The following is a 22,141-nucleotide window of genomic DNA, read 5'->3' on the forward strand; positions in this document are numbered from 1 at the left end:
GTTCGGCGTGCATGTGTCGAGCAGATGGGAGCGGCAGGTGGACGTTGCCGAGATCGCGGTGGAACGGCCGGAGCGGGCGCGGGTCAGGGTGCCGGTCTGGCCGCTGGTGGTCGGCATCGTTTCGGGCGCGGTGTTCTGGGTCGTCCACGGTGCCCTGATCGACGACAGCTACATAACCCTGAGCTACGCCCGGAATCTGGCGTTCCACGGCCATTGGGGGCTGATCGGCGCCGAGGTCTCGAACTCCGCGACCGCGCCGCTGAACGTCCTGGTGCTCGCCGCGGTCATCGAGGTGGTGCGGGAGCCGGTCGTCGCGCTGGGCGTGGTGTTCGTGCTGGCCAACATCGCGCTCTCGGCGTTCCTCGGCATCGCTGCGCGGACCAGCGGATTCCCCGGCTGGATCGGGTCGCTGGGAGCGCTGCTGGTCGCGACGAACCCGCTGGTGCTGTCGACGGTGGGGCTGGAGATGACGCTGGCCTCGGCCCTGCTCGGCTTGCTGCTGCTGGCGGCGGTGCGGCGCCAACCGGTGCTGTTCGGCCTCGCCGCCGGGCTGTTGGCCCTGACACGGCTGGATCTCGGCATGTTCGTGCTGGTGGTGCTGATTGGTCGGCCGAGCCTGTGGCGCGGCTGGTGGCGCTGGCTGCTGACGGCCGCCGCGGTCACGTTGCCGTGGTTCACCTTCAGCTGGTTCTACTTCGGATCAGCGGTCCCGGACACGCTGGTGATCAAGCAGCTGCAGAAGTCCTGGGGCGATTGGGACTTCAGCAACGGGCTGGAGCTCTACCACGAGGCTTTCCCGACAGCGGTGGCGATTTCCCTGATCCCGGCGGTGCTCGGCCTGGGGTGCCTGCCGGTCGTGTGCGTGCTGCGAGTGTTCCGCCGCGCCGCACTGCTTTGGCCTTGGGCGCTGATCGGTCTCGGCGCAGTCGCGCACTACTACGTCTACACGCTCCTCGGGGTTCCGCCGTACCACTGGTATTACGCGCCGAGCCTGATCGGCTTGTCGTTGCTGCTCATCGGCGTTCTCGGCGCGGTCCGGTGGCCCTTCGCGGCCGTGGTGGGGTGTGCGGTGTTCGCCGCGCAGGTCTGGTTCACCGGGCAGCAGGGGCTGCCGTGGCGCGAAGCGGCGATCACGACGAACTGGGCGACTCCGGCCGACTACGCGCGCATCGGCGCCGAACTCGGACGGACCGTCGGCGACCGCACCGTTTCCAGCCCGGGCGAAATCGGGGCGCTTGCGTACTACTGCGATTGCGCGATCGTCGACGAGTTCGCGGACCGCGGCTACCTAGCGCCCCAGATCGAGCAGCGCTTGGCCGGCGCGACTCCGTTCGTCCGCGCGTTGCTGAAGTTCAACTACCGCCACTTCACCCCGACCGAACCGCGCCCGATCGACGTCGTCCTCCGCCGCGAGCCCGGCCCCGGCCCGGACCCGCTCTGGAAAATCGCCTCGACCTGGGTGGAACCCGCCCACCTGGTCCTGGAACCCGTTCCGGCCGGTCGAGTCCCGTGACCGGTTTCGGTTGCCATCGCACCGAGAACGCTTACGGGCAGCTACCTGCGTCGGGCGATGGCCATGATGTGCGGGCTGGCACCGAGGAGCTCCGGAACGGCTTCGACGCGGCGGATGGCCCGCAGTACCGCATCCCGGTGCGAGGCCTCGGCGAGGCGCTCGGGGTCCGTCGTGTAGGCGCCCGCGCTCTCGATGGCGAGCAGTTCGACGTCGGCGAAGCCCGCCTCGGCGACTTCGTCGCGGAGCTCGGCGGGGCGGTGGAAGAACGTCAGCGTGAACCAGTTCGGGTGCTTCTCCGGGTCGATGTTGCGGTGCACCCCGTCGCGCACATCACCGACCACGAGTTCCTCGAACTCGGGGTCGGAGATGTCACCGCTCTGGATACCGTCGAAAGTGGATGCGTACCTGGAAACCGCTGCGGCGAGCAGGATTCCCCCCGGCCGGAGCACCCGGCGAGCCTCGCGCAGCGCTAGCACGCGGTCCTCGCGTTCGAGGAGGTGGTAAAGCGGGCCGAACAGCAGAACGGCGTCCGCGCTGCCGTTGTCGAAGGGAAGCTCTCGCGCGTCCCCGACGTTCGCGGAGCTCAACGGGGCGTCCGCTTGCTCCCGCGAGGCCGCCGCTGCGGCTTCCACGTGTGGTTGCCACGCATCGATCAGGTGGACCTGATATCCGTTGCGCGCCAAGGGAAGCGCGTATGCGCCGCGCGCGCCGCCGACGTCGTGGACCACCGCAGGGGGTGTCGGTAGGAACCGGTCCAGCAGCTCGGTCGTGCGAAGCGCCTCCAGCAATCCCCAGGTGGAGAGCCGGTCGCGTTCCGGATCCAATCGGTAGTAAGCCGAAATCGCGGTCTCGAAGTCCTCCATGCAACCGACGCTACGCGCGGGCGCAAGCGGAAAACGGCCGCGCGTGGCGGCCTTTTCCGGTAGTCCGCGATTTCCATTGAAATCGAAGGTCCGATTTCAATGGAAATCGCGGATCGGTGGTCAGCCCTTCTGCCAGCCGCCGACCGTGACGTTGGTGCGCACAGGTCGCGAACACCTGACCGCTCTGGCCGTTCAACGCCGGGTCGACCGACTTCGCCACGTCGGAGGTCGCGATTTCCATTGAAATCGAAGGTCCGATTTCAATTGAAATTGGGCCGCACCGCGTCGGGCGAGGTGTCTGCACGGGAAGCGGCCGTCGTCGTTGGAACGGGTGCCCGGCGGCCTGACCGCCACCGGGCAACGGAGCATCGGCCGAGCTCAGTTCTTCGGGAAGTCCACCACCGCACCGGTGTCGCGGTGCCATTCGACGAAGCCGTGCTCGAACCCGTTCGCCCGGCCCTGCGGGATGTCGTGCTCACCCGTCACCGGATAGCCCAGGTAGGAGCGTTCCCAGCCCAGCTGCGACCAGCGGGCGCGGATTCCGCCGTACACCTCGTTCGCGCCGGTCTGCGGTGCCCAGTAGATCGACGCCCCGCCGGTGCCGGTGAAGTGGTTGTACCGGCCCCGGCCATCTGGCGTGCCCCGCTCGTCCGTGGTCGGGTAGCCGAGGATGCCGGTGGGGCCGCCCAGTTCGACGTAGCGCTGCGCGATCAGGCCCTGCAACGAGTGCGCCCCGGTCTGCGGGCTCCACACGATCCCGGCGAGCAGCCGCCCGTCACCCGAGAACTCGTTGTACTTGCCGACGCCGTCCCCGCCGTCCAGTTCGTCACTGATCGGGTAGCCCAGCGGGCCGCGCTCCCAGCCGGTTGCGGCCCACTTGTCCCGGATCGCGCCCTTGACCGAGGCGACCCCGAATTCGCTTCCGTAGATCGAGGCGCCGTGGCCCTGCGGCGTGACGAAGTGGTTGTAGGCGGCGCGCTCGTCCGGCGTCGGGTAGCTGTCCGTGGCGACGTAGCCGAAGCGGTCCTCGCCGAGCGCGCGGTAGTGATCGCGCAGGGCCGCCACGACCAGGTGCGCCCCGGTCCGGGTGGACCAGTAGATCGTGGAGGGGTATTCGCCGGTCGCATCCCGGAAGACGAAGTCGCTGTAGCGGCTGGTGCCGCCGACGGAGCTCAGCTCGTCGGTGACCGGCACGCCGAGGCCTTCGTGCGCGCCGAAGTCCAGGTACCGCTGGAAGATCTGGCCCTGGACGATGGTCACCCCGGTGTCGGGCGTCCAGTAGAAGCGGGCGTTGGTGAAGTCTTGCCAGCGAAGGGCGTCGCCCGCGACCACCTCGGCGCCAACCGGGTTGCCGGCCTCGGCGCGCATGGCCGGGGTGAGCGAGTCGTAGCGCCGCTGGATTTCGCCGTCACCGGGTGCGGCCGCTGCGGTGGTCGGTTCCGCTGCGGACGTGGTCGGTTCCGCGGCGGTGGTGCCGGGGGTGGGCTCCGTCGGGGTGGTGGCCGGTTCCGATGTCGCCGTTTCCTCCGCGGTGGTGGGCCTTTCGGCCGTTTCCGAGGCGTCGGAGGCAACCTTTTCACTGGTGGCCGGTGCTTCCGGCGCGGTCGTGGTGGTTGCCGTGGTCGGTTCCTCGGGCTGTGCGACCGCCGGCGCGGTCGCGGCCAAACCGAGTACGGCTGTCGTTGCGGCCACTGCCGCAACGAGACGTTTGACGTTCACTCGTAACCCTTTCGGTCAGGTCACCTGGTGATCGCCGGTGGGAAGGGAAACGTTGCCGGGTGTTACCCGTTCGAGTCCTTCGCTCTTTTTGCCTGACAGATCTGAACCTTCTTCTGCGGTCGGCGATTCGGGCAGGTATGCCCGGCTCGATTCGGGGTGAGCCGTGGATCGAGTCTGTCGGCGGCGAGGACCGGCGTGGGGTGTCCGGTGGGCCCCCACCCACCGGACGACTCGCGTACTCAGTTCTTCGGGAAGTCCACCACTGCGCCGGTGTCGCGGTGCCATTCGACGTAGCCGTTCTCGAATTCGCTCGCCCGGCCTTGCGGGATGTCGTGCTCGCCGGTCACGGGGTATCCGAGGTAGGAGCGTTCCCAGCCCAATTGCGACCAGCGGGCGCGGATTCCGCCGTACACCTCGTGCGCTCCGGTCTGCGGGGTCCAGTAGACCGATGCTCCGCCGGTGCCGGTGAAGTGGTTGTACCGGCCCCGGCCATCTGGCGTGCCCAGCTCATCGGTGGTCGGGTAACCGAGCACGCCCGCAGGCCCGCTCAGTTCGAGGTAGCGCTGCGCGATCACGCCCTGCACCGAGTGCGCCCCGGTCCGGGGGCTCCACACGATCCCGGCAGGGAACCGGCCATCGCCGTTGAACTGGTTGTAGCGCCCCACACCGTCCGGTGTGGACAGTTCGTCGGTCACCGGGTAGCCCAGCGGTCCGCGCTCCCAGCCGGTGGCCGCCCACTTGTCCCGGATCGCGCCCCGCACCGCGTTCGCGCCGGACGGCTGGGTCCAGTAGATCGAGGCATTCTCGTGCTGGGCGTCCGGCGTGAGGAAGTGGTTGTACGCGCCGAAGGCGTCCGGTGTCAGCCGCGTGTCGGTCGCCGGGTAGCCGAAGCGGGCGTCCTCACCGAGCTCGCGGAAGTGCTCCAGGATCGGGCCCACCACCAGGTGCGCGCCGGTGCGCGTGGACCAGTAGATGGCTGAGTGGATCACGCCGTCGCGGGTCAGGAAGTCGCTGTACCGGCCGCCGCCGCTGCTGGCCAGCTCGTCGGTGATCGGCACGCCCAGCTCGTCGTGCCCGCCGCGCTCCAGGAACCCGAGGTAGATCATCCCGCGGACGACCGTCACGCCGGTGTCGGGAGTCCAGTAGAAGCGGGCGTGGGTGAAGTCCTGCCAGCGCAGACCCTCGTCCGCCACGACCTCCGCTCCGGCGGGCTCGCCGACCTGCGCCTTCTCCGCTGCGGACATCGCCCCGTAGCGCTGCCGGATCGCGCCCTCGCCCGGATCGGGCTCGGCGAGTGCCGATGTTGTCGGTTCGGTGGGTGCCGATGTAGTTGACTCGGTGGGTGCCGGTGTGGTCGGTTCGGTGGGTGCCGGCGTTGTCGGTTCGGTGGGTGCCGGTGTAGTTGGCTCGGTGGGTGCTGACGTGGTCGGTTCGGTCTGCGCGACTGCCGGCGATGTGGCAGCCAGCCCGATGATCGCTGCGGTGGCGGCCGCTGCCGCCACGAATCGTTTGACGTTCACTCGCAACCCTTTCGGTCAGGTCACCTGGTGATCGCCGAAAGACCCCCGCAGGTTGCCCGGCCTCGCGTTCCTTCCGCGAAAGGACCACCCGCGGTCCTGGCGCTATGAGCGAGTGCCGGCCGAAGGCGGCGGAGATCCGCAGAGCCCCGCTTCGGGCTGCCAGCGGCACGGGGCACCGGGAGTTCGTCGAACTCCTGCGCGAACTCGTCGGAAACGATCGTGCGAGCGAGCTGGGTCGGACGGTCCCGGCGGGCCTTCGAACCGGCCGCGGGTGAACGTTCCGTGGGTCCTCCGGCGATTCAAGGCAGGTTGGAGGACCCACGGACACGGGCACCCGGTGAACCCCACTTCGCCAGGCATCCGCGCTTCCTCTGCGCGCAGCGCGTCGGGAAGTCACATATTCCGGACGGAACGCCTTCGTCGCCCCGTCACCACGGTGATCGCCGGAAGGGGGCAAAACGTTGCCTGCGGAGCCGAAATTTCTCCAATGTCCCCAGCGCGGTATGCCCGCGAGTGCTTTCAGGCGCTATCGCACCCAGGACTGACCACGGGCCTTGACCTGCGGAGACGCGGGAAAGTAGCGGGGCCGCCGGAGGTGGTTCCGACGGCCCCTTCCGATACCGGTCAGATCGGCAGGCGGCGGAAGATGGCGCGCGGCACGTGCCGCAGGATCGACATCACGAACCGGAACTGCGCGGGGGCGTACACCAGCGGACTGCCCTTGCGGACGCCGTCCACGATCACCTTGGCGACGCTTTCCGGGGTGTTCGCCATCGGCGCGGCCTTCATTCCCTCGGTCAGCTTGGTGTGGGTGAAGTTCGGCCGCACGACAGTCACCTTGACGCCGTGCTCCTCCAGCGCGTAGGTCAGGCCGGTGAAGAACACGTCCAGGCCCGCCTTCGAGGAGCCGTAGACGAAGTTCGACCGCCGCGCGCGCTCACCGGCGGGGGAGGACATCACCGCGACGTTGCCGTGGCCCTGCTTGCGCAGCTTCGCGGCCAGCAGCACGCCCAGCGACACCGGGGCCACGTAGTTGATGTCGGCCACCGCGCGGGCCGCCTCGACGTCCGTCCAGCCCTTCTCGTTGTCGCCCTGGATGCCGAAGGCGATCAGGGTGACGTCGACGTCGCCGTCGGCGAACGCCTTGTCGATCACCTCGGCGTGCGTCTCGGCCTTGCGGGCGTCGAACGTCAGGATCGACACCGTGCTGCCGGTCTTGCGCAGCGTCTCGGCGGCCTCGTTCAGGCGCTCCGACTCCTCGGGACGATCCGCGAGGATGATCCGCAGCGGGCGGGCTTCGGCGTACTGCTTCGCCGTCGCCAGCGCGATGTCGGAGGTGCCGCCGAGCACCAACAGGGATTGGGGGTTTCCAACGGCGTCGATCACAGCTCAAGCCTCCGGCTCATGTCTGAGGCGAAAATGCCTTCGGGGTCTACGGATTGGCGGATCTTGCGGAACTCGTCCACGCGCGGGTACATCCGGTGGAACGTCTCCGCCGTGGCCCGCGAGTCCTTCGCGGTGTACAGCCGGCCGCCGATCTCGAGCACCATCTCGTCGAGATCGGTGCACAGCTGGGATAGGCCCGATTTGATCGGGAAGTCGACGCAAACCATCCAGCCGGGGTGCGGGAACGACAGCGGTGCTCGGTTGCCCTCACCCATCTGCTTGAAGACGTTGAGGAACGAGTAGTGCCCGGAGTGCGCGATCTTCAGCAGGATCCGGCGCAGATCCTCGTGCGCGTTCAGCGGCGTGCTGAACTGGTACTGGAGGAATCCCTTGGAACCGTAGGCTCGGTTCCACTCGCCGAACATGTCCAGCGGGTGGTAGAAGGCGGTCAGGTTTTCCACCACACCGATCTTGCGCTTGGGTGACTTGCGGAACCACGCCTCACCCAGAGCGCTGAAGGTCAGCTTGTTGGCCAGCCCGTTGGGGAACACGTCGGGCAGCGTCGCCAGCTTGGGCGCGTCGAACTTCAGCGGGTTCGCGCGCAGCTTCGGCGGCAGGTCGTCCAGTTTGGCTAGCGAGCCGCGGCTGAACGCGGCGCGGCCCAGCTTGGCACCGGTGGAGATGGCGTCGAACCACCCCGAGGAGTACGTGTAGTTGTCCTCGGAGCCGTTGCGGACCAGTTCGAGCGTCTCGTCGAGGCTGTCGGTGCGCTCGAGGTCGGCCACGAAGTACGCGGTCTCGGTCCGGGTCATCCTGATCTTGGCCCGAACGATGATGCCGGTGAGGCCGATGCCCGCGACGGTCGCCCAGAACAGCTCCGATTCGGGGCCGTCCGGCGTCACCGTCCGGACTTGCCCGTCCGCGGTGATCAGGTCCATCGACACCACGTGGTTGCCGAAACTGCCTGCGCTGTGGTGGTTCTTGCCGTGGATATCGTTGGCGATCGCGCCGCCGATGGTCACCTGGCGGGTGCCGGGCAGCACCGGAACCCACAGGCCGTGGGGCAGCGCGGCCTTCATCAGCTGGTCCAGGCTGACGCCGGCGTCCACGTCCACGATCGCGGTGTCCGGGTCGATGTCGTGGATTCGGTTCAGCGGGGTCATGTCGATGACCACACCACCGGCGTTCTGCGCGACATCGCCGTAGCTGCGGCCCAGGCCTCGAGCGAGGACGCCGCGCTCGTCGGCGGTGCGTACCGCCTCAGCGATCTTCTCGACGTCAGCGGTGCTCAGCACGCGCGCCAGCGTCGGCGCTGTGCGACCCCAGCCGTAGAGCTCCTTGGTTTCGAGCGCGGCGGTCATCAGAGGCTAAGCCTCCGGGAGAGGTCGGAGTGGAAGATGCCCTCCGGGTCGACCGCGGCGCGGATCTTGCGCCACTCCTCGATCCGCGGGTACATCTGCTCGATCATCTGGGCCGAGGTGCGGGACTCCTTGGCCAGGTACAGCCGGCCGCCCGCGGTCAGCACCATCTCGTCGAGCTCCTGGCACAGCCGGTCCAGGCCCGGGGTGATCGGGATGTCGACGGTCAGCGTCCAGCCCTTGCGGGGGAACGACATCGGTGCCTGGTTGCTTTCGCCGAAGGTCTTGAGCACGTTCAGGAACGACACGTGGCCCGACGCGCTGATCTTGTCGATCGAGCGGCGGAACATCGCTTCCTGCCCGAACGGCACCATGAACTGGTACTGCAGGAAGCCGTTGGAGCCGTAGACGCGGTTCCACTCGCCGACCAGGTCGAGCGGGTGGAAGAACTGGGTGATGTTCTGCACCATGCCGAACTTCGTCGGCGCCTTGCGGTACCAGACCTCGTTGAACGCGGTGATGGTGAACTTGTTGACCAGGCCGTTGGGGAAGATCGGCGGGGCGGTCATCAGCTGCGGCGCGTTGAACTTCAGCGGGTCTTTGCGCAGCTTCTTCGGCAGGTCCTCGACGCGGGCCGAGTTGCCGCGGGTGAGCAGCGCGCGGCCCAGCTTGTCGCCGCGGGCCAGCGAGTCGAACCAGGCGACGGAGTAGACGTAGTTGTCGTCCGAGCCGTCGGTGAAGTGCTCGATCAGCTCGTCGAGGTTCTTCGTCTGCACGTTGTCGACCAGGAAGTACGCGGTCTCGACGCGCTTGAGCTTGATCGTCGCGCTGATGATGATGCCGGTCAGCCCCATGCCGCCGACCGTGGCCCAGAACAGCGCGGAGCCCTCGCCGTCCGGGGTCAGCGTGCGGACCTCGCCGTCGGCGGTGAGCAGGTCCAGCGACAGCACGTGGCTGCCGAACGAGCCCTGCGAGTGGTGGTTCTTGCCGTGGATGTCCGAACCGATCGCGCCACCGATGGTGACCTGGCGGGTGCCCGGCAGCACCGGGATCCACAGGCCGTAGGGCAGCAGCCGGCGCATCAACGTGTCCAGCGACACGCCAGCGTCCACGACCACCGTCGCGTTGTCCACGTCGATCTGGTGCACCCGGTCGAGGGCGGTCATGTCGATGACGGTGCCGCCCGCGTTCTGCGACGGGTCGCCGTAGCTGCGGCCCAGACCGCGGGCGATGACGCCCCGTTCACCGGCCTCGCGGACCGCCTTGGCGATCGCCTCGACGTCCGGGGTGCTGACGACGTGCGCCCTGGTCGGCGCGGTGCGCCCCCAGCCGGTCAGCGTCTGAAGCTCGTCCTTTACCGATCCCACCCAGCCGAGTCTATCCGCGTTGACGTGGCAGATACCGGCGGGTACATCCGGTCCCCGGCGGTGTGCGATGCGTCGTCGCTACACTCGCTTGGGACGTTCGCGGAGTTCGATCTCCCACGTCTTCGGCGTCTAGCCGGGTGCCCCAGGTGCCGAATGCCCTGTCGTCGGATCCCGAGGTGAACCAGTGGCCGTGGCCGAACCCGCAGCCCAGACCGAACCGAAGCGCCTAGGCGTCTTCAACCAGCTGTTCCGCTTCATCGTCATCGGCGGCGGCTGCGCGATCATCGACTTCGGCACCTACTCGCTGATGTTGGGTGTGTTCGGTTGGCCGGTGTGGCTGTCCAGGGGGATCAGCTTCGTCCTCGGAACTTCCGCGTCGTACGTGATCAACCGGAAGCTCACCTTCCACGGTGCGAGCACTGGGAACACGACGGCGAAGGCCGGTGCCTTCGCCCTCGTCTACCTCGTCACGTTCTTCGTGAACTGGGGCACCAACCAGCTGCTGGTCATGCTCACGGGCGCCGAAGGCACCCCGTGGATGATCACGGCCTGCTGGATCGCCGGGCAGGGCCTGGGCACGCTGATCAACTTCGTGATGCTCAAGTGGGTCGTCTTCCGCGAATGACCCACAAGGGTCCCAGTCGCCGCCCGGCTCCCCGTGGTGCGCAATTTCAATGGAAATCAGAGGTCTGATTTCCATTGAAATTGTGGGCGTTATCCACAGCCGTCGGCGTGTCGGGGTCTGACACGCCGATTTTCCGCGATTTCCATTGAAATTGCGGAGAGAAACCGGTGCCCCGCCGAGGTGGCGTCAGTTGCGGAATCCGGTGCCTCGGGCCGGGGCTCCGTAGGCGTTGGTGTCGGAGCGGGTCGTCTCGACGTGCGCCGTGGCCACGTGCGCGAAGTTCACCGCGAAGCGGCCGCCGTCGGCGGTCGCGAGCGACTTCGTCTGGCCGTTGGCCATCAGGTCGGCGAGCACGTCGCGGAGCGCTTCGGCCTCGGCCGGGGCCAGCGCGATGTGCAGCGGCTGGCCGACGCCGGCGAGGTGCAGCACGAGTCCGGGTCGCGTTTCGGGCATCGGATCTCCCAATCGCAGGGTGACGGGTTCCTTGCGCCGCAAGGACTTCTCCGTCCAGCGCAGCACGAACCGGCCGTTCCGGCACCGGATTTCACCCTCAGCGGATCCCGGAACCCCCGCCCACCGGCCATTTTCGCTCACGGCGTACCCCAGCACCCCCCCAGCGGCGATCCGAGAACGCCGAGGGGCGCCCGCGACCAGGTCACGGGCGCCCCTCGCGCGGCAGGTCACTGCTCGGGTTCTTCCTCCGGCGGTTCGAACGCCTTTACGTCGTTGCGGTCGTCGCTGTTCGGGACGTCGCCCGGCAGGTGCACCGTCTTCGACAGCGGACCCGGCGTCCAGTTGCCCCAGTGCGTCTCCTCGTGCACGTCCATCGCCGCCTGCGCGGGCAGCGCGTCCGGCTCGTACGGGTCGACCGCGTACAGCGAGCCCCAATCGCGGTGGATGTTGTTCTTCAGGTAGGTCGGCAGCTCCCGCATGCTGGTCGACACGTTGAGCCAGCCGAACGGTCCACCCGCGTCCGGCGACGACCAGCCCTGCCCGATGTCGCGCACCTCGGCGCCGGCCGCCACCCGGAACTTCGGGATCTCGGCGATGCCGTGATGCACGCCCGGCAGCTGCAGGCACGGGTTCACCAGGGCGGCGGTCCACTCCACGAACGTCGGCTGGTCCCCGACGAAGTCGGTCATGTTCACCAGCTGCGGCGCCCGCGGCGCGCTCACCGCGACCCAGCCGTTCGGGCCCAGCGAGTTGTCGGTGGCCACCACCCGCATCTTGGTGGCGCCTTCGGATTTGCCGCCGAGGGTGAACCGGAAGTCCCGCCACGCCGGGCCGGGCTGCTGCACCACGTACTTGCGCTCGGTGATCAGGAAGCCGTTGTCGGTGTCGTGGCCGAACTCCAGCGCCACCGAGTTCGCGCCCAGCTCCGCGCCGGCCAGCGAGAGCACCACCGGCACCTCGCCGGTATTCGCCCGATCCGGCAGGTCGTACCACTGGGTGCGCAGCTCACCGGTGCCGACGCCGGCCGCGTCGTAGCTGCCCCACACCGGCGCGTTGTCGTTGCCGAACTGGTGTGGCGGCTTCCAGTCGGGTTCCTGCATGTCGGAGCCGTCGCCGGGCGGTACGCCGGGCCGGTTGAAGCCGACCATCTTGGCCCGCATGTACTGGTCGGCGTCCTCCTTGCCCTCCAGCCGCTTCGGCGGGACGCCGATGTCCTTGTCCTCCGACGGCGCCGCCTTGCCCGGCTGGTCGCCGGACACCCGCAGCATGCCGGACTGCGGGTTCGTCTCCACGTAGACGTAGTCGGACAGTCCGCAGCTGGAGCCGACGATCTGCTTGATGTTGTCCGCGCCGAGGCTGTAGCTGCCCCACTGCTTCTGGATGACCTTGCCGAAGTTTGCGAGCTCGAACAGCACCAGCAGCGCGCACAGGATCGACAGCGGCGCGGTGCCCAGCCGCAGCGCGCGGCTGCGCTTCTCCTCGCCGCCGAAGCGCTCGTCGACGACCTTCGGGTTGTTCTCGTCGATGCGCAGGTGCTCGATGAACGCGACGATCAGCGCGATCCCGGCGATGACCAGGAAGACCGTGCTCAGTTCGTGGCCCCGGATCTGCGGCGGCATGTTGAACCAGGGCACGCCCCAGCCCGAGACATACCACCAGGCGTTGGGTCCGGTGGCCGCGAACGCCAGTATCACCATGAGCATCGCGACGAACGCCGCGCGGTTGCGCTTGGACCGCAGCACCGTGCTGCTCGTGGCCAGCGCCGTGAGCGCGGCCAGCGCGCCGCCGAACGCGGCGAAGATGCCGAAGTGGTGGGACCACTTCGTGGGGGTCAGGACCAGCACCACGAAGGACAGCGCGGTGACCGCGAGCAGCCGTCGGCTCGGGCCGAGCGCGGCGCCCCGGATGCGGCCCCGCCGCAGCAGCACCACGGCGCAGGTCGTCAGGCACAGCATGACCAGCAGCACCGGGAACCGGCGGGTCATCGAGCCGTCCGGCGTCTGGCTGAACAGCAGGTTGTAGCGGCTGAGCTCCTCGTACCAGCTCTGGCTCGGGCCGAGTTCGGTGCGCAGTGTGGTCGCGTCCATGACCGACTGCCAGGTCTGGTCGGCGAACACCAGCGTCAGGATCACGAACCCGGAGGCCGCGATCGGGGCCAGCACCGGCACCCAGCCGAACTCCTGAGCCCGCTTGCGCACCAGCCGGAACAGCGGCTTCAACGCCGCCACGAACGGCAGCACGGACACCATGCCGTGCGGGTTCGCGCCGACCGACAGCGCCGCGACGACCAGCCCCAGCGCGGCGGGCATCAGCCGCCCGGTGGCCACCGAGCGCTCGACCGCGCACAGCGCCAGCAGCGAGAACAGCACCACAACCGGCTCGGGCCGCAGGCCGTTGTCGTAAGGCAGCCAGAACGCCAGGAACACCGCGGCGGCGGCCCAGCCGGCGGCGTTGCTGCGCCGCACCTGCTGGCCGAGCCGCGGCAGCACCTCGCGGCTGATCAGCAGCCAGCTCACGATGCCCATCAGCAGCGCGGGCAACCGCACCCACGGCGTCACCGTCGACACCTGCACCCACAGCGCGTACAGCTCGTAGAACCAGCCGAACGGCGCCTCGGGCACGCCGAACCAGCGGAAGTAGTTGCTGACGTAGCCGAAGCTCTCGCGCGCCCGCGCGATGGTCAGGATGTAGCCGTCGTCCGAGGTCATAGCGCCGATGACCCACCAGACGGCCAGTGCGCCGATCACCGACACGTCGCGGAACGTCGGCTTCCACCAGCCGGCCGGGGCCCACTTCGGCGGGCGGCGACCGGCCCGCACGTCCAGCCGCCGCAGGCAGATCAACGAGCCGATGAACGCCAGCACCGCGAGCGCGATCACCGCGATCTTGATCGTGGTCGCCTGGCTCTCGTAGCGGTTGTCGACGCGGGCCTCGAAGGAGACGCCGCGCACGTCGTCGATGCCGTCGTTGAGGCCGGAGTAGATGCCGGTCAGCTGCGCGCGCTGGTCGCCGCGTAGGTTCGCCAGCGTCTCGGTGCCGACGCTGGCCGTGGTGCCGAAGGCGTCGGAGTGCAGCGAGAGCGAGCAGTCGCCCCCGGGCAGCGGCACCGTGCCCACCTGCTGGCCCTTGGTCAGCATCGTCAGGTGACCGTTGTCGACCTGCAGCGTGAGGCCGGTCAGCTTGCCGTAGTCCGACGACGGCGGGTTCGTGCTCAGCAGCGTGGCCGGGCCGTTGGTGCGGAGGTCCAGGCTGCGCACGGCCGTGCACGGGAACTCGGCGTTCAGCCACACCGGGGAATAGCTGACCAACGGCGCCGACACCGACTTGGTGCCTTCGGCCGTCGGCCACTTCAGGGTCGTGATGTTGTAGTTGACCGGAAGGAACGGCACGGCCAATGCGAGCACCGTGCCGAGCAGCCCGAAGACCGACGCGAATAGCTTCAGCCGCTTGGCCGACGGTTGTCGGTGATCGGTCTCGATGAGCACCGAAGCGTCGTCCGTTCGGCGGCTTTCTTCCTGGCCACTGAGCACGGGCCGAGGATAGTAGTTGCTGGTCCGGGCCCTTTCGCGGCATTCGACGGGTGTGCAAATGAACACTTCGTGCAACGCCGTGAGCTGCGATCTCAGGAAGCTCTCAGGCCTTTCTCAGCGTCCCGTGACCATTCGGTGACCGCTGTTCCGTCGCGGTTTCAATTGAAACTGCGACGGGTCAGCGGCGGAAGAACTTTTCCTGTTGGCCTTGGCGGAGCAGTCGCAGCCATTCCTTGAATGCCTTCGGGTCGCGCTTCTGCCCCACGAAGTACAGGCCGAAGCGGAGCACTTCCAGCGCGCCGATCTTGCGCATCCCCGGCTGCGACAGCAGGTAACCGCGGTTGCGGTAGGTGTAGTAGCGCTTCGCCGCGTCCGACGGGTCCTGGGCGTGGAACCGGCCGCCCAGCATCGGCTTGAACTCCGCCGAACCGTCCGGGTGCAGGAACCGGGTGCGCAGCGTGGTGCCGAACGGCAGGCCGGAGCGCACCACCCGGCGGTGCACCTCCACCTCGTCGCCGCGGAAGAACAGCCGGTAGTCCGGCACGCCCACCACGTCCAGCGTCGAGGCGCGGAACAGCGCGCCGTTGAACAGCGACGCGATGCCCGGCAGGAAGTCGCCGTCGCCGAGCTCGCTGACCCGGCGCTTCCAGGTCAGGCCGCGGCGCAGCGGGAACGCCAGCTTGTCCGGGGTGTCGATGTTGACCACCACCGGCGACACCGCGGCCAGCCGCCGCTGCTTGGCGACCTCCAGCAGCGTCGCGAGCGCGTGCTCGTCGGCTGGGCGGCCGTCGTCGTCGCCCAGCCACACCCACTCCGCGCCCAGCGACAGCGCGTGCAGCATGCCGAGCGCGAAACCGCCGGCGCCGCCGAGGTTGCGCTGCGAGACCAGGTAGGTCGACGGGATCGGGCAGTCCGCCACCACGTCCTGCGCGGGCTGGTCCGGACCGTTGTCGACCACCACCAGGTGATCGGGCAGCCTCGTCTGGCTCGCGATGACCTTCAGGGACTCGGCCAGCAGCTCGCGACGGTGCCTGGTGACGATCACCGCGACTACGGACCCGGCAGGCAGCTGCTGTGCGGAGTCGGTGCTCATGAGCCTTCTTTGCTCCCGATCTTGGCCGCGGATTCGCCGATCCGGGCCAGGGTTTCCTCACTGAGGTGCTCGAAGGGGTCGTAGCCCTTGTAGTGCGTCAGCACTTCGCGCAGCGATCCCTGCTCCCGCATCCCGCCCTTGTCCATCCAGATGGCGGTGCTGCACAGCTCGATCAGGAACTCGTCGGAGTGCGAGGCGAAGACCAGGATGCCCGATCGCTTGACGAGGTTGTTGAGCCGGTCCCGCGCCTTCTCCAGGAACTCGGCGTCGACGGCGCCGATGCCCTCGTCGAGGATCAGGATCTCCGGGTCGATCGAGGTCACGACGCCCAGCGCCAGCCGCACCCGCATACCGGTGGAGTAGGTGCGCAGCGGCATCGCCAGGTAGTCGCCGAGCTCGGTGAACTCGGCGATCTCGTCGATTCGCTTCTCCATCTCCTTGCGGCTCATGCCGAGGAAGAGGCCGCGGATGATGATGTTCTCGTACCCGGAGATCTCCGGGTCCATGCCGACACCGAGGTCGAACACCGGCGCGACCTTGCCGATCACCCGCGCGCTGCCGCGGGTGGGTTCGTAGATGCCGCTGAGCAGGCGCAGCAGCGTCGATTTGCCCGCCCCGTTGTGTCCGACGAGGGCGACCCGGTCGCCGTGCCGCAGCGACAGGTTGATGTCGTGCAGCGCCTCGATGATCGGCACCCGGCTGTCGGTGCCGATCTTGCCGCCCGCCTTGCCGAGCACGGCCTTCTTCAGCGAGCGGGACTTCGCGTCGAAGATCGGGAAGTCGACCGCTGCATTCCAGACGTCAATGCTGACCACGGTTGTTCGGCCTCACTCAGACCCAGTAGGAGACACGGGCACGGTAATTGCGCAGCACAATCAGGGCCAACGCCCAGCCCACAACGGTGATCACGCCGACCACCAGCCAGTGGTGCCACACGATGGGGGAGCCGAGCATAGGCTGCCGGATGATCTCCAGGAAGTGCATGAACGGGTTGACCTCGGCCAGTTGGGCGCGTTCCGCGATCACGGGGTTCGGGTTCGTCTTGAACTCGTCGTAGTTCCACACGATCGGCGTGCGATCACGCGACGCTCTGCGTCACCGGCGGGATGTCCCGGAAGCGGGTCGAGATCGTGCCCACCACGAGGATCACCCAGGCACCGTTGAGCGCCAGCACGGCGAACGCCGGGATCGCCAGCAGCGAGACCAGCGTGAGCGGCTTCGGGAAGATCAGCAGCAGCACGAAGTAGACGACGAGGTTGTGCGCGAAGAAGAGCACCTGCCGCCACAACAACCGGAGCACGTGGATCGAGACCGGGGCGGGCAACTGCTTGATCAGGCCCTCGTTCGAGATGAAGACCTCGGAGCCCTCGTTGATGCAGTTGCCGATGAAGCCCCAGATGATGAAACCCACGGCTAGGTACGGCAAGTGCACCGAGAGTTGCTCGTTGAACAGCTGCGAGTACAGCAAACCGAGCGCGGTGCACGTCACAGCCATGCTGATGGTGATCCACAGCGGGCCGATGACGGAGCGTCGGTAGCGCTGCTTGATGTCCTGCCAGCCGAGGTGTGCCCACAGCTGTCGCTGCCCGAAGGCATCGCCGATGTCCTTGAAGGCTTTACGCCAGGTCTGCGACGAAGTCTCGGGAGGGGCTTCAGGTCGGTCTAGCGTGCTCGTGGACTGCACAGTGCGTCAGAGTACCGACCACGAGTGTGCCCCCCGGGTGAGGGCATCACTCGACGGCGCCGCGCCCGCCTGACGTCGGGCGCGACGCCTCCACAGAGCGTCACAGGTATTGACCGGTGCCCCGGGTGTGGCCGGCTTCGGCTTCGCCGCTGCTGCCCACGGGTAGGCCTCGGCGCATCTGCTCCAGTTGGGCCCGGGCCGCCATCTGCTGGGCGAACAGCGCCGTCTGCAGGCCGTGGAACAGGCCCTCCAGCCAGCCGACGAGCTGGGCCTGCGCGATCCGCAGCTCCGACTCGGACGGCGTCGTCTCCTGGGCGAACGGCAGCGACAGCCGCTCCAGCTCCTCGATGAGCTCCGGGGCGAGGCCCTGCTCCAATTCGCGGATCGAGGACTGGTGGATCTCCTTGAGTCGGCTGCGGCTGGCCTCGTCCAGCGGTGCCGCCCGGACCTCCTCCAGCAGCTGCTTGATCATGGTGCCGATGCGCATCACCTTGGCCGGCTGTTCGACCAGGTCGTTGATGTCCTCGCCGCGCTCCGGCTGGTCGTCGGCCTTCATGGCGGCACCGATCGGCATGCCGTCCTCGCCGACGACGAACACCTGCGGCCTGCCCTCACTCGGATCGTGGGTCATGTCTCCATCCTGGCTTGTCGCTGCAAGATTCGAAATCCCGGGGCAGCGCTGTGTGCCCGCCTTTCCAGCCCCTGAGATCTGACCATGCGCGACCGGGGATCCCGCAGTCCGGGCGGCGTCCGGGGTTCCGCCACCCGCACCGCTACGCAGGGTGAGCTGGAAGCGTCTTCGCGCGAGCGATGCGATATCTGCCACCCGGGGGCGAGTTCGGGTGGCCCCATACGTAACGTGTGGCGCATGGCGTTCGACGTCGCGGCGGTTCGCGGGCTCTTCCCCGCGCTCGGCGACGGGTGGGTGCACCTGGACGCCCCGGCAGGCATGCAGGTTCCTGAACAAGTGGCAACCGCGGCGTCGACTGCGCTGCGGGCCCCGGTATCCGGTCCGGGCGGGATCTTCCCCGCATCGCAGCGCGCCGAGGCGATCGTGGAAGCCGCCCGTCGCGCTATTGCTGACCTCATCGGTGCGAATCCGGCCGGGGTGGTGCTCGGGCCGAACTCCGCCGTGCTGCTGCAGCGGCTCGCCGATGCGCTCGGTGACGGCTGGATGATCGGTGACGACGTTGTCGTCTCCCGGTTGGACCACCCGGCCAACGTCGCGCCGTGGCAGCGCGCGGCGCAGCGCTCCGGAACCACGGTGCGGTGGGCCGAGGTCGACATCGAGACCTGCGAGCTGCCGACCTGGCAGTACCAGGAGCTGGTCACCCCGCGGACGAAGGTCGTCGCGATCACCGCCGCGTCCGGAGCGGTGGGCACCCGGCCGGACGTGCGGCAGGCGGCGGACGCCGCAGCGGAGCACGGCGCGCTGGTGGTGGTCGACGCCGCGGCCGCGGCGCCGTTCGTGCCGCTGGACATCACCGCGATGGGTGCCGACGTAGTAGTCGTGAACGCATCGGCGTGGGGCGGGCCGCCGGTGGGTGCGCTCGTGTTCAAGAACCCGGCGATGCTCGACCAGTTGCCGTCGGTGGCTCTGGAGTCCGGCGCGCGCGGACCGGAGCGGTTGGAGCTCGGCCCGCACGCGTACCCGCTGCTGGCCGGGTTGGTGGCGTCGGTGGACTACCTGGCGGGGCTGGACGATGCGGCGGTCGGGCCGCGCCGGGAGCGCCTGCTGACCTCGCTGGGCTCGGTGAAGTCGTACCAGGCGGGGTTGCTGGCGAACCTGACCAACGGGCTGCGGAAGATGCGGCACGTGATGGTGATCGGCGACGCGATGCGCCGGGTGCCGTCGATGGCGTTCACGGTCAACGGCGTTAAGGCAGAGGAAGCGGTCGAGCACCTCGCGGACCGCGGGGTGTGCGCGTTCGAGGATCCGGGCACGCACGGGGTGTTCGCGGTGCTCGGCGTCGGCGAGGTCGGCGGCGCGGTTCGCGTCGGCCTGGCCCACTACACCAACGCCTCCGAGGTGGACCAGCTCGTCCGGGCGGTCGCCGAACTCGGCTGAAATCCCGCGATCCAGGCGCATTCCGCGTCGCGGTGCCGGTTGGGAGGGTGGAGCGAACGGCCTGTTCGCCTCCTCTACCGGCACAAACGGTCCGTTCGCTCCACCCCGAAGCGTGCATCGTGAGTACCGGGATGCTACGGCGACCCAACACACTCACGAGCCTTGAACAGCGGAAATCTTGCTTTCAGCGGACGAGGAGGATCTTGCCGCGGACGTCGCCCGCTTCCAACGTCGCGTGCGCTCGCGCCGCCTCCGACAGCGGCACCCGCTCGTGCACCAGCGTCCGCACCTCGCCCGCCTCGACGAGCGGCCACAGCCGCTCCCGCACGTCGGCGACGACCGCAGCCTTGCCCTGCGGGCCCTCGACAGGCCGCCCGCGGAGCCCGAGCACCGACAGCCGCAGCCGTTTGACCAGCATCTTCCCCAGGTCGAGCTCGGCCTTCCGGCCGCCCTGCATGCCGATGACGGCCAGGTGCCCGTCGGGCGCCAGCGCGGACAGGTTCCGGTCCAAATAGGACCCACCCATGTTGTCCAGGATGACGTCCGCCCCGCCGAGTTCCTTGACGATCGCGACGAAGTCCTCGTCCCGGTAGTTGATGACCGGGTCCGCGCCCAGATCCGCGCACAGCTGGCGGCTCCCGGCCGATCCGGCGGTCGCCGCCACGCGCGCGCCGAGCGCCTTGGCGATCTGGATCGCGCAGGTCCCGATGCCGCCGGCCCCACCGTGCACCAGCAGCAACTGTCCACTCCGGAGCCCGGCCTCCATCACCACGTTGGACCACACGGTGCAGGTGACCTCGGGCAACCCGGCGGCCTCGACGAGGTCCACCCCGGTGGGCTTCGGCAGCACCTGCGCGGCGGGCACCGCGACCCGCTCGGCGTAGCCGCCGCCCGCGAGCAGCGCGCACACCTCGTCGCCGACCTGCCAACCGGTCACGCCATCGCCGATTTCGTCGATGGTGCCCGAACATTCCAGCCCCAGGATGCTGCTGGCGCCCTTCGGCGGCGGGTAGTTGCCCTCCCGCTGGCTCAGGTCCGCGCGGTTCACCGCGCTCGCGGCGACGTCGATGAGCACCTCGCCCGGACCCGGTCGCGGGTCGGGTTGCTCGGTCCACTCCAGCACGTCCGGTTCGCCCGGCTCACGAATCGAGATCGCGTACATGCCCTGGACGGTAGTCAGCGCGGAACGCTTCGCAGCGCGTGGTTCGGCGGGGTGATGGAAGATCGGTCAACGCGGTAAAAATGGGAATTTTTCCCTGCTTATTGATTCTTCTTGGTGCAGGCTTGACTTCAAGGAGTGATCCTCTCAAGGCTAGCCAACACAAAGTCCACCCGAAGCGGGGAGCAGGATGAGTTTGCGAACCATCACACCCAAGCGCTCTGCGGCAACCCTCGCCGTGACGTGCGCGGCCGCGTTGTTGACCGTCGCCCCGGCGAGCGCGGCGCCGGCCGATCTCGGCTCGAAGATCACCGGCAATGCTGTGAACCGCCACCTGATCGCCTTGCAGCGGATCGCCGACCAGAACGGCGGGAACCGTGCATCCGGCCTGCCGGGCTACGAGGCGAGCGTCGACTACGTGGCCGGCAAGCTCCGCAACGCGGGCTTCGACGTCACCACGCCGGAGTTCACCTACCAGGCCTACTACCTGGACTCGTTCAACCTGGCGGTGGCCGGGCAGCCGGTCGAGGGTGACGCCCTGGAGTACTCGCCGGCCACGCCGCAGGGCGGCATCACCGCGCCGCTGGCGGTCGCCCCGGCCGACGACACACCGGGCTGCGAAGCCACGGACTACGACGGCACGGACATCGCCGGCAAGGTCGTGCTGATCCAGCGCGGCGCCTGCACGTTCGCGCAGAAGGCGCAGGTGGCCGGCGAGCGCGGGGCTGCGGGCGCGATCATCTACAACAACGCGGACGGTCCGCTCAACGGCACGCTCGGCGACCCGGAAGCCGCGAAGATCCCGACCGCGGGCGTCACCAAGCAGGTCGGCGAGGCGCTCGCCGGGCAGGCCGGCGCCGAGGTGAAGCTGGACGTCCAGGCCCGCCTGGAGACCGTCACCACCCGCAACATCATCGCGCAGACCCGCACCGGTCGCACCGACAACGTCGTGCTGGCGGGCGCGCACCTGGACAGCGTTCCGGAAGGCCCCGGCATCAACGACAACGGCACCGGCTCCGCGGGGATCCTGGAGACGGCGCTGCGGTTGGGCGGCAGCCCGAAGGTCAACAACGCCGTCCGCTTCGCCTTCTGGGGCGCGGAGGAGTCCGGCCTCGTCGGGTCGACGAAATACGTGCAGAGCCTGAGCTTCGAGCAGCAGCTCGACATCGCCCTGTACCTGAACTTCGACATGATCGGCTCGCCGAACGCCGGCTACTTCGCCTACGACGGTGACGACTCCGACGGCGTCGGCGCCGGGCCGGGCCCGCAGGGCTCGGGGCAGATCGAACAGGACCTCGTCAACGCGATGGCCGCGCAGGGCATCGAGGTCGAGGGCGACGACTTCGACGGTCGTTCGGACTACGGCGAGTTCATCGCGGTCGGCATCCCGGCCGGCGGCCTGAACACCGGCGTCGAGGAACTGAAGTCCGAGGCGCAGGCGGCGAAGTGGGGTGGCACCGCGGGTGTCGCCTTCGACCCGAACTACCACTCGGCGAAGGACAACCTGGCCAACGTGGACCGGGTCGCGCTGGAGCGCAACGTCATGGCCCTCGCGAACGTCGTCGAAGGCTACGCGCAGAGCACCGAGGCGGTGAACGGTATGCAGACGCGCGCCCAGCGAGCGCAGCTGCGCGCCGTGCAGGCCCCGATGCTGGCGCAGACCCACGCCGGCCCGGCGAAGACCAAGTCCGGCCACCACAACATCGCCTGACGGGCCGGAACCAGCGGAACGGGGCGCCCTCGACAGTGCAACGAGTTCGAGGGCGCCCTGCCCCGTTCCCGGTGGTCCGCGATAGGTCCGAT

At 68.7% G+C, this 22,141-nt stretch carries 16 protein-coding genes and 1 pseudogene; 4 read left to right on the forward strand and 13 right to left on the reverse strand.

The features are described from left to right. Nucleotides 1–37: 37 nt before the first annotated feature. On the forward strand, nt 38–1,513 hold the full coding sequence (locus SSPN_RS0133090) for a hypothetical protein (protein WP_010313465.1): 1,476 nt from the start codon (nt 38–40) through the stop codon (nt 1,511–1,513). A gap of 41 nt (nt 1,514–1,554) precedes the next feature. Here the strand turns inward: SSPN_RS0133090 and SSPN_RS0133095 are convergent, their stop codons facing one another. The 6 genes from SSPN_RS0133095 to SSPN_RS0133125 form a co-directional block, all read right to left on the reverse strand. After that, nucleotides 1,555–2,376 (reverse strand): class I SAM-dependent methyltransferase, encoded by an 822-nt coding sequence (locus SSPN_RS0133095; protein ID WP_010313467.1) that lies wholly within the window; start codon nt 2,374–2,376, stop codon nt 1,555–1,557. Nucleotides 2,377–2,754: 378 nt separating this feature from the next. Continuing rightward, nucleotides 2,755–4,095 (reverse strand): hypothetical protein, encoded by a 1,341-nt coding sequence (locus SSPN_RS0133100; protein ID WP_044576143.1) that lies wholly within the window; start codon nt 4,093–4,095, stop codon nt 2,755–2,757. A 239-nt stretch (nt 4,096–4,334) separates the two neighbouring features. After that, the gene (locus tag SSPN_RS0133105; protein WP_010313472.1) at nt 4,335–5,615 is read right to left on the reverse strand and encodes a hypothetical protein; all 1,281 of its coding nucleotides are present in this window, start codon (nt 5,613–5,615) and stop codon (nt 4,335–4,337) included. Nucleotides 5,616–6,239: 624 nt separating this feature from the next. After that, nucleotides 6,240–7,001, reverse strand: coding sequence for a decaprenylphospho-beta-D-erythro-pentofuranosid-2-ulose 2-reductase (locus SSPN_RS0133115; RefSeq protein ID WP_010313476.1), 762 nt, complete (start codon nt 6,999–7,001; stop codon nt 6,240–6,242). Then, nucleotides 6,998–8,362 (reverse strand): decaprenylphosphoryl-beta-D-ribose oxidase, encoded by a 1,365-nt coding sequence (locus SSPN_RS0133120; RefSeq protein ID WP_010313478.1) that lies wholly within the window; start codon nt 8,360–8,362, stop codon nt 6,998–7,000. The genes SSPN_RS0133115 and SSPN_RS0133120 overlap by 4 nt, the downstream gene beginning before the upstream one ends. Continuing rightward, complete coding sequence (locus tag SSPN_RS0133125) at nt 8,362–9,726, reverse strand: decaprenylphosphoryl-beta-D-ribose oxidase (RefSeq protein ID WP_010313480.1); 1,365 nt, start codon at nt 9,724–9,726, stop codon at nt 8,362–8,364. The genes SSPN_RS0133120 and SSPN_RS0133125 overlap by 1 nt, the downstream gene beginning before the upstream one ends. A gap of 184 nt (nt 9,727–9,910) precedes the next feature. Between SSPN_RS0133125 and SSPN_RS0133130 the strand changes: the two genes are divergently transcribed. After that, the gene (locus tag SSPN_RS0133130) at nt 9,911–10,351 is read left to right on the forward strand and encodes a GtrA family protein (protein WP_010313482.1); all 441 of its coding nucleotides are present in this window, start codon (nt 9,911–9,913) and stop codon (nt 10,349–10,351) included. Between the two features lie 186 nt (nt 10,352–10,537). On the opposite strand, the gene SSPN_RS0133135 is transcribed toward SSPN_RS0133130, so the two are convergent. The 6 genes and pseudogenes from SSPN_RS0133135 to SSPN_RS0133160 all read right to left on the reverse strand — a co-directional run bounded on the left by SSPN_RS0133135 (nt 10,538) and on the right by SSPN_RS0133160 (nt 17,742). Next, nucleotides 10,538–10,804, reverse strand: coding sequence for a hypothetical protein (locus SSPN_RS0133135; RefSeq protein ID WP_029535976.1), 267 nt, complete (start codon nt 10,802–10,804; stop codon nt 10,538–10,540). A gap of 227 nt (nt 10,805–11,031) precedes the next feature. Then, nucleotides 11,032–14,334: an arabinosyltransferase domain-containing protein gene (locus SSPN_RS0133140; RefSeq protein ID WP_010313485.1), complete on the reverse strand. Its 3,303-nt coding sequence runs from the start codon at nt 14,332–14,334 to the stop codon at nt 11,032–11,034. Between the two features lie 178 nt (nt 14,335–14,512). Continuing rightward, a complete protein-coding gene (glfT1, locus tag SSPN_RS0133145) occupies nt 14,513–15,427 on the reverse strand; it encodes a galactofuranosyltransferase GlfT1 (protein WP_010313486.1) in 915 nt (304 codons plus the stop codon). Beyond that, a complete protein-coding gene (gene wzt, locus SSPN_RS0133150) occupies nt 15,424–16,242 on the reverse strand; it encodes a galactan export ABC transporter ATP-binding subunit Wzt/RfbE (RefSeq protein WP_010313487.1) in 819 nt (272 codons plus the stop codon). The genes glfT1 and wzt overlap by 4 nt, the downstream gene beginning before the upstream one ends. 16 nt (nt 16,243–16,258) lie before the next feature. Continuing rightward, nucleotides 16,259–17,111, reverse strand: a pseudogene (gene wzm / locus SSPN_RS46950) (galactan export ABC transporter permease subunit Wzm/RfbD). A 100-nt stretch (nt 17,112–17,211) separates the two neighbouring features. Next, complete coding sequence (locus SSPN_RS0133160) at nt 17,212–17,742, reverse strand: bacterial proteasome activator family protein (protein ID WP_010313488.1); 531 nt, start codon at nt 17,740–17,742, stop codon at nt 17,212–17,214. 237 nt (nt 17,743–17,979) lie between these two features. On the opposite strand from SSPN_RS0133160, the gene SSPN_RS0133165 reads away from it, so the two are divergent. Then, nucleotides 17,980–19,179 carry a cysteine desulfurase-like protein gene (locus tag SSPN_RS0133165; protein WP_010313489.1) on the forward strand — a complete coding sequence of 400 codons (1,200 nt, stop codon included), beginning with the start codon at nt 17,980–17,982 and terminating at the stop codon, nt 19,177–19,179. Nucleotides 19,180–19,363: 184 nt separating this feature from the next. On the opposite strand, the gene SSPN_RS0133170 is transcribed toward SSPN_RS0133165, so the two are convergent. Continuing rightward, on the reverse strand, nt 19,364–20,341 hold the full coding sequence (locus SSPN_RS0133170) for an NAD(P)H-quinone oxidoreductase (protein ID WP_010313490.1): 978 nt from the start codon (nt 20,339–20,341) through the stop codon (nt 19,364–19,366). A 187-nt stretch (nt 20,342–20,528) separates the two neighbouring features. Here SSPN_RS0133170 and SSPN_RS46955 point away from each other — a divergent pair, with 187 nt between their 5' ends. Then, nucleotides 20,529–22,049 carry a M28 family metallopeptidase gene (locus SSPN_RS46955; protein WP_044576148.1) on the forward strand — a complete coding sequence of 507 codons (1,521 nt, stop codon included), beginning with the start codon at nt 20,529–20,531 and terminating at the stop codon, nt 22,047–22,049. Nucleotides 22,050–22,141: the final 92 nt, after the last annotated feature.

The organism is Saccharopolyspora spinosa NRRL 18395, assembly GCF_000194155.1.
Lineage (GTDB): Bacteria > Actinomycetota > Actinomycetes > Mycobacteriales > Pseudonocardiaceae > Saccharopolyspora > Saccharopolyspora spinosa.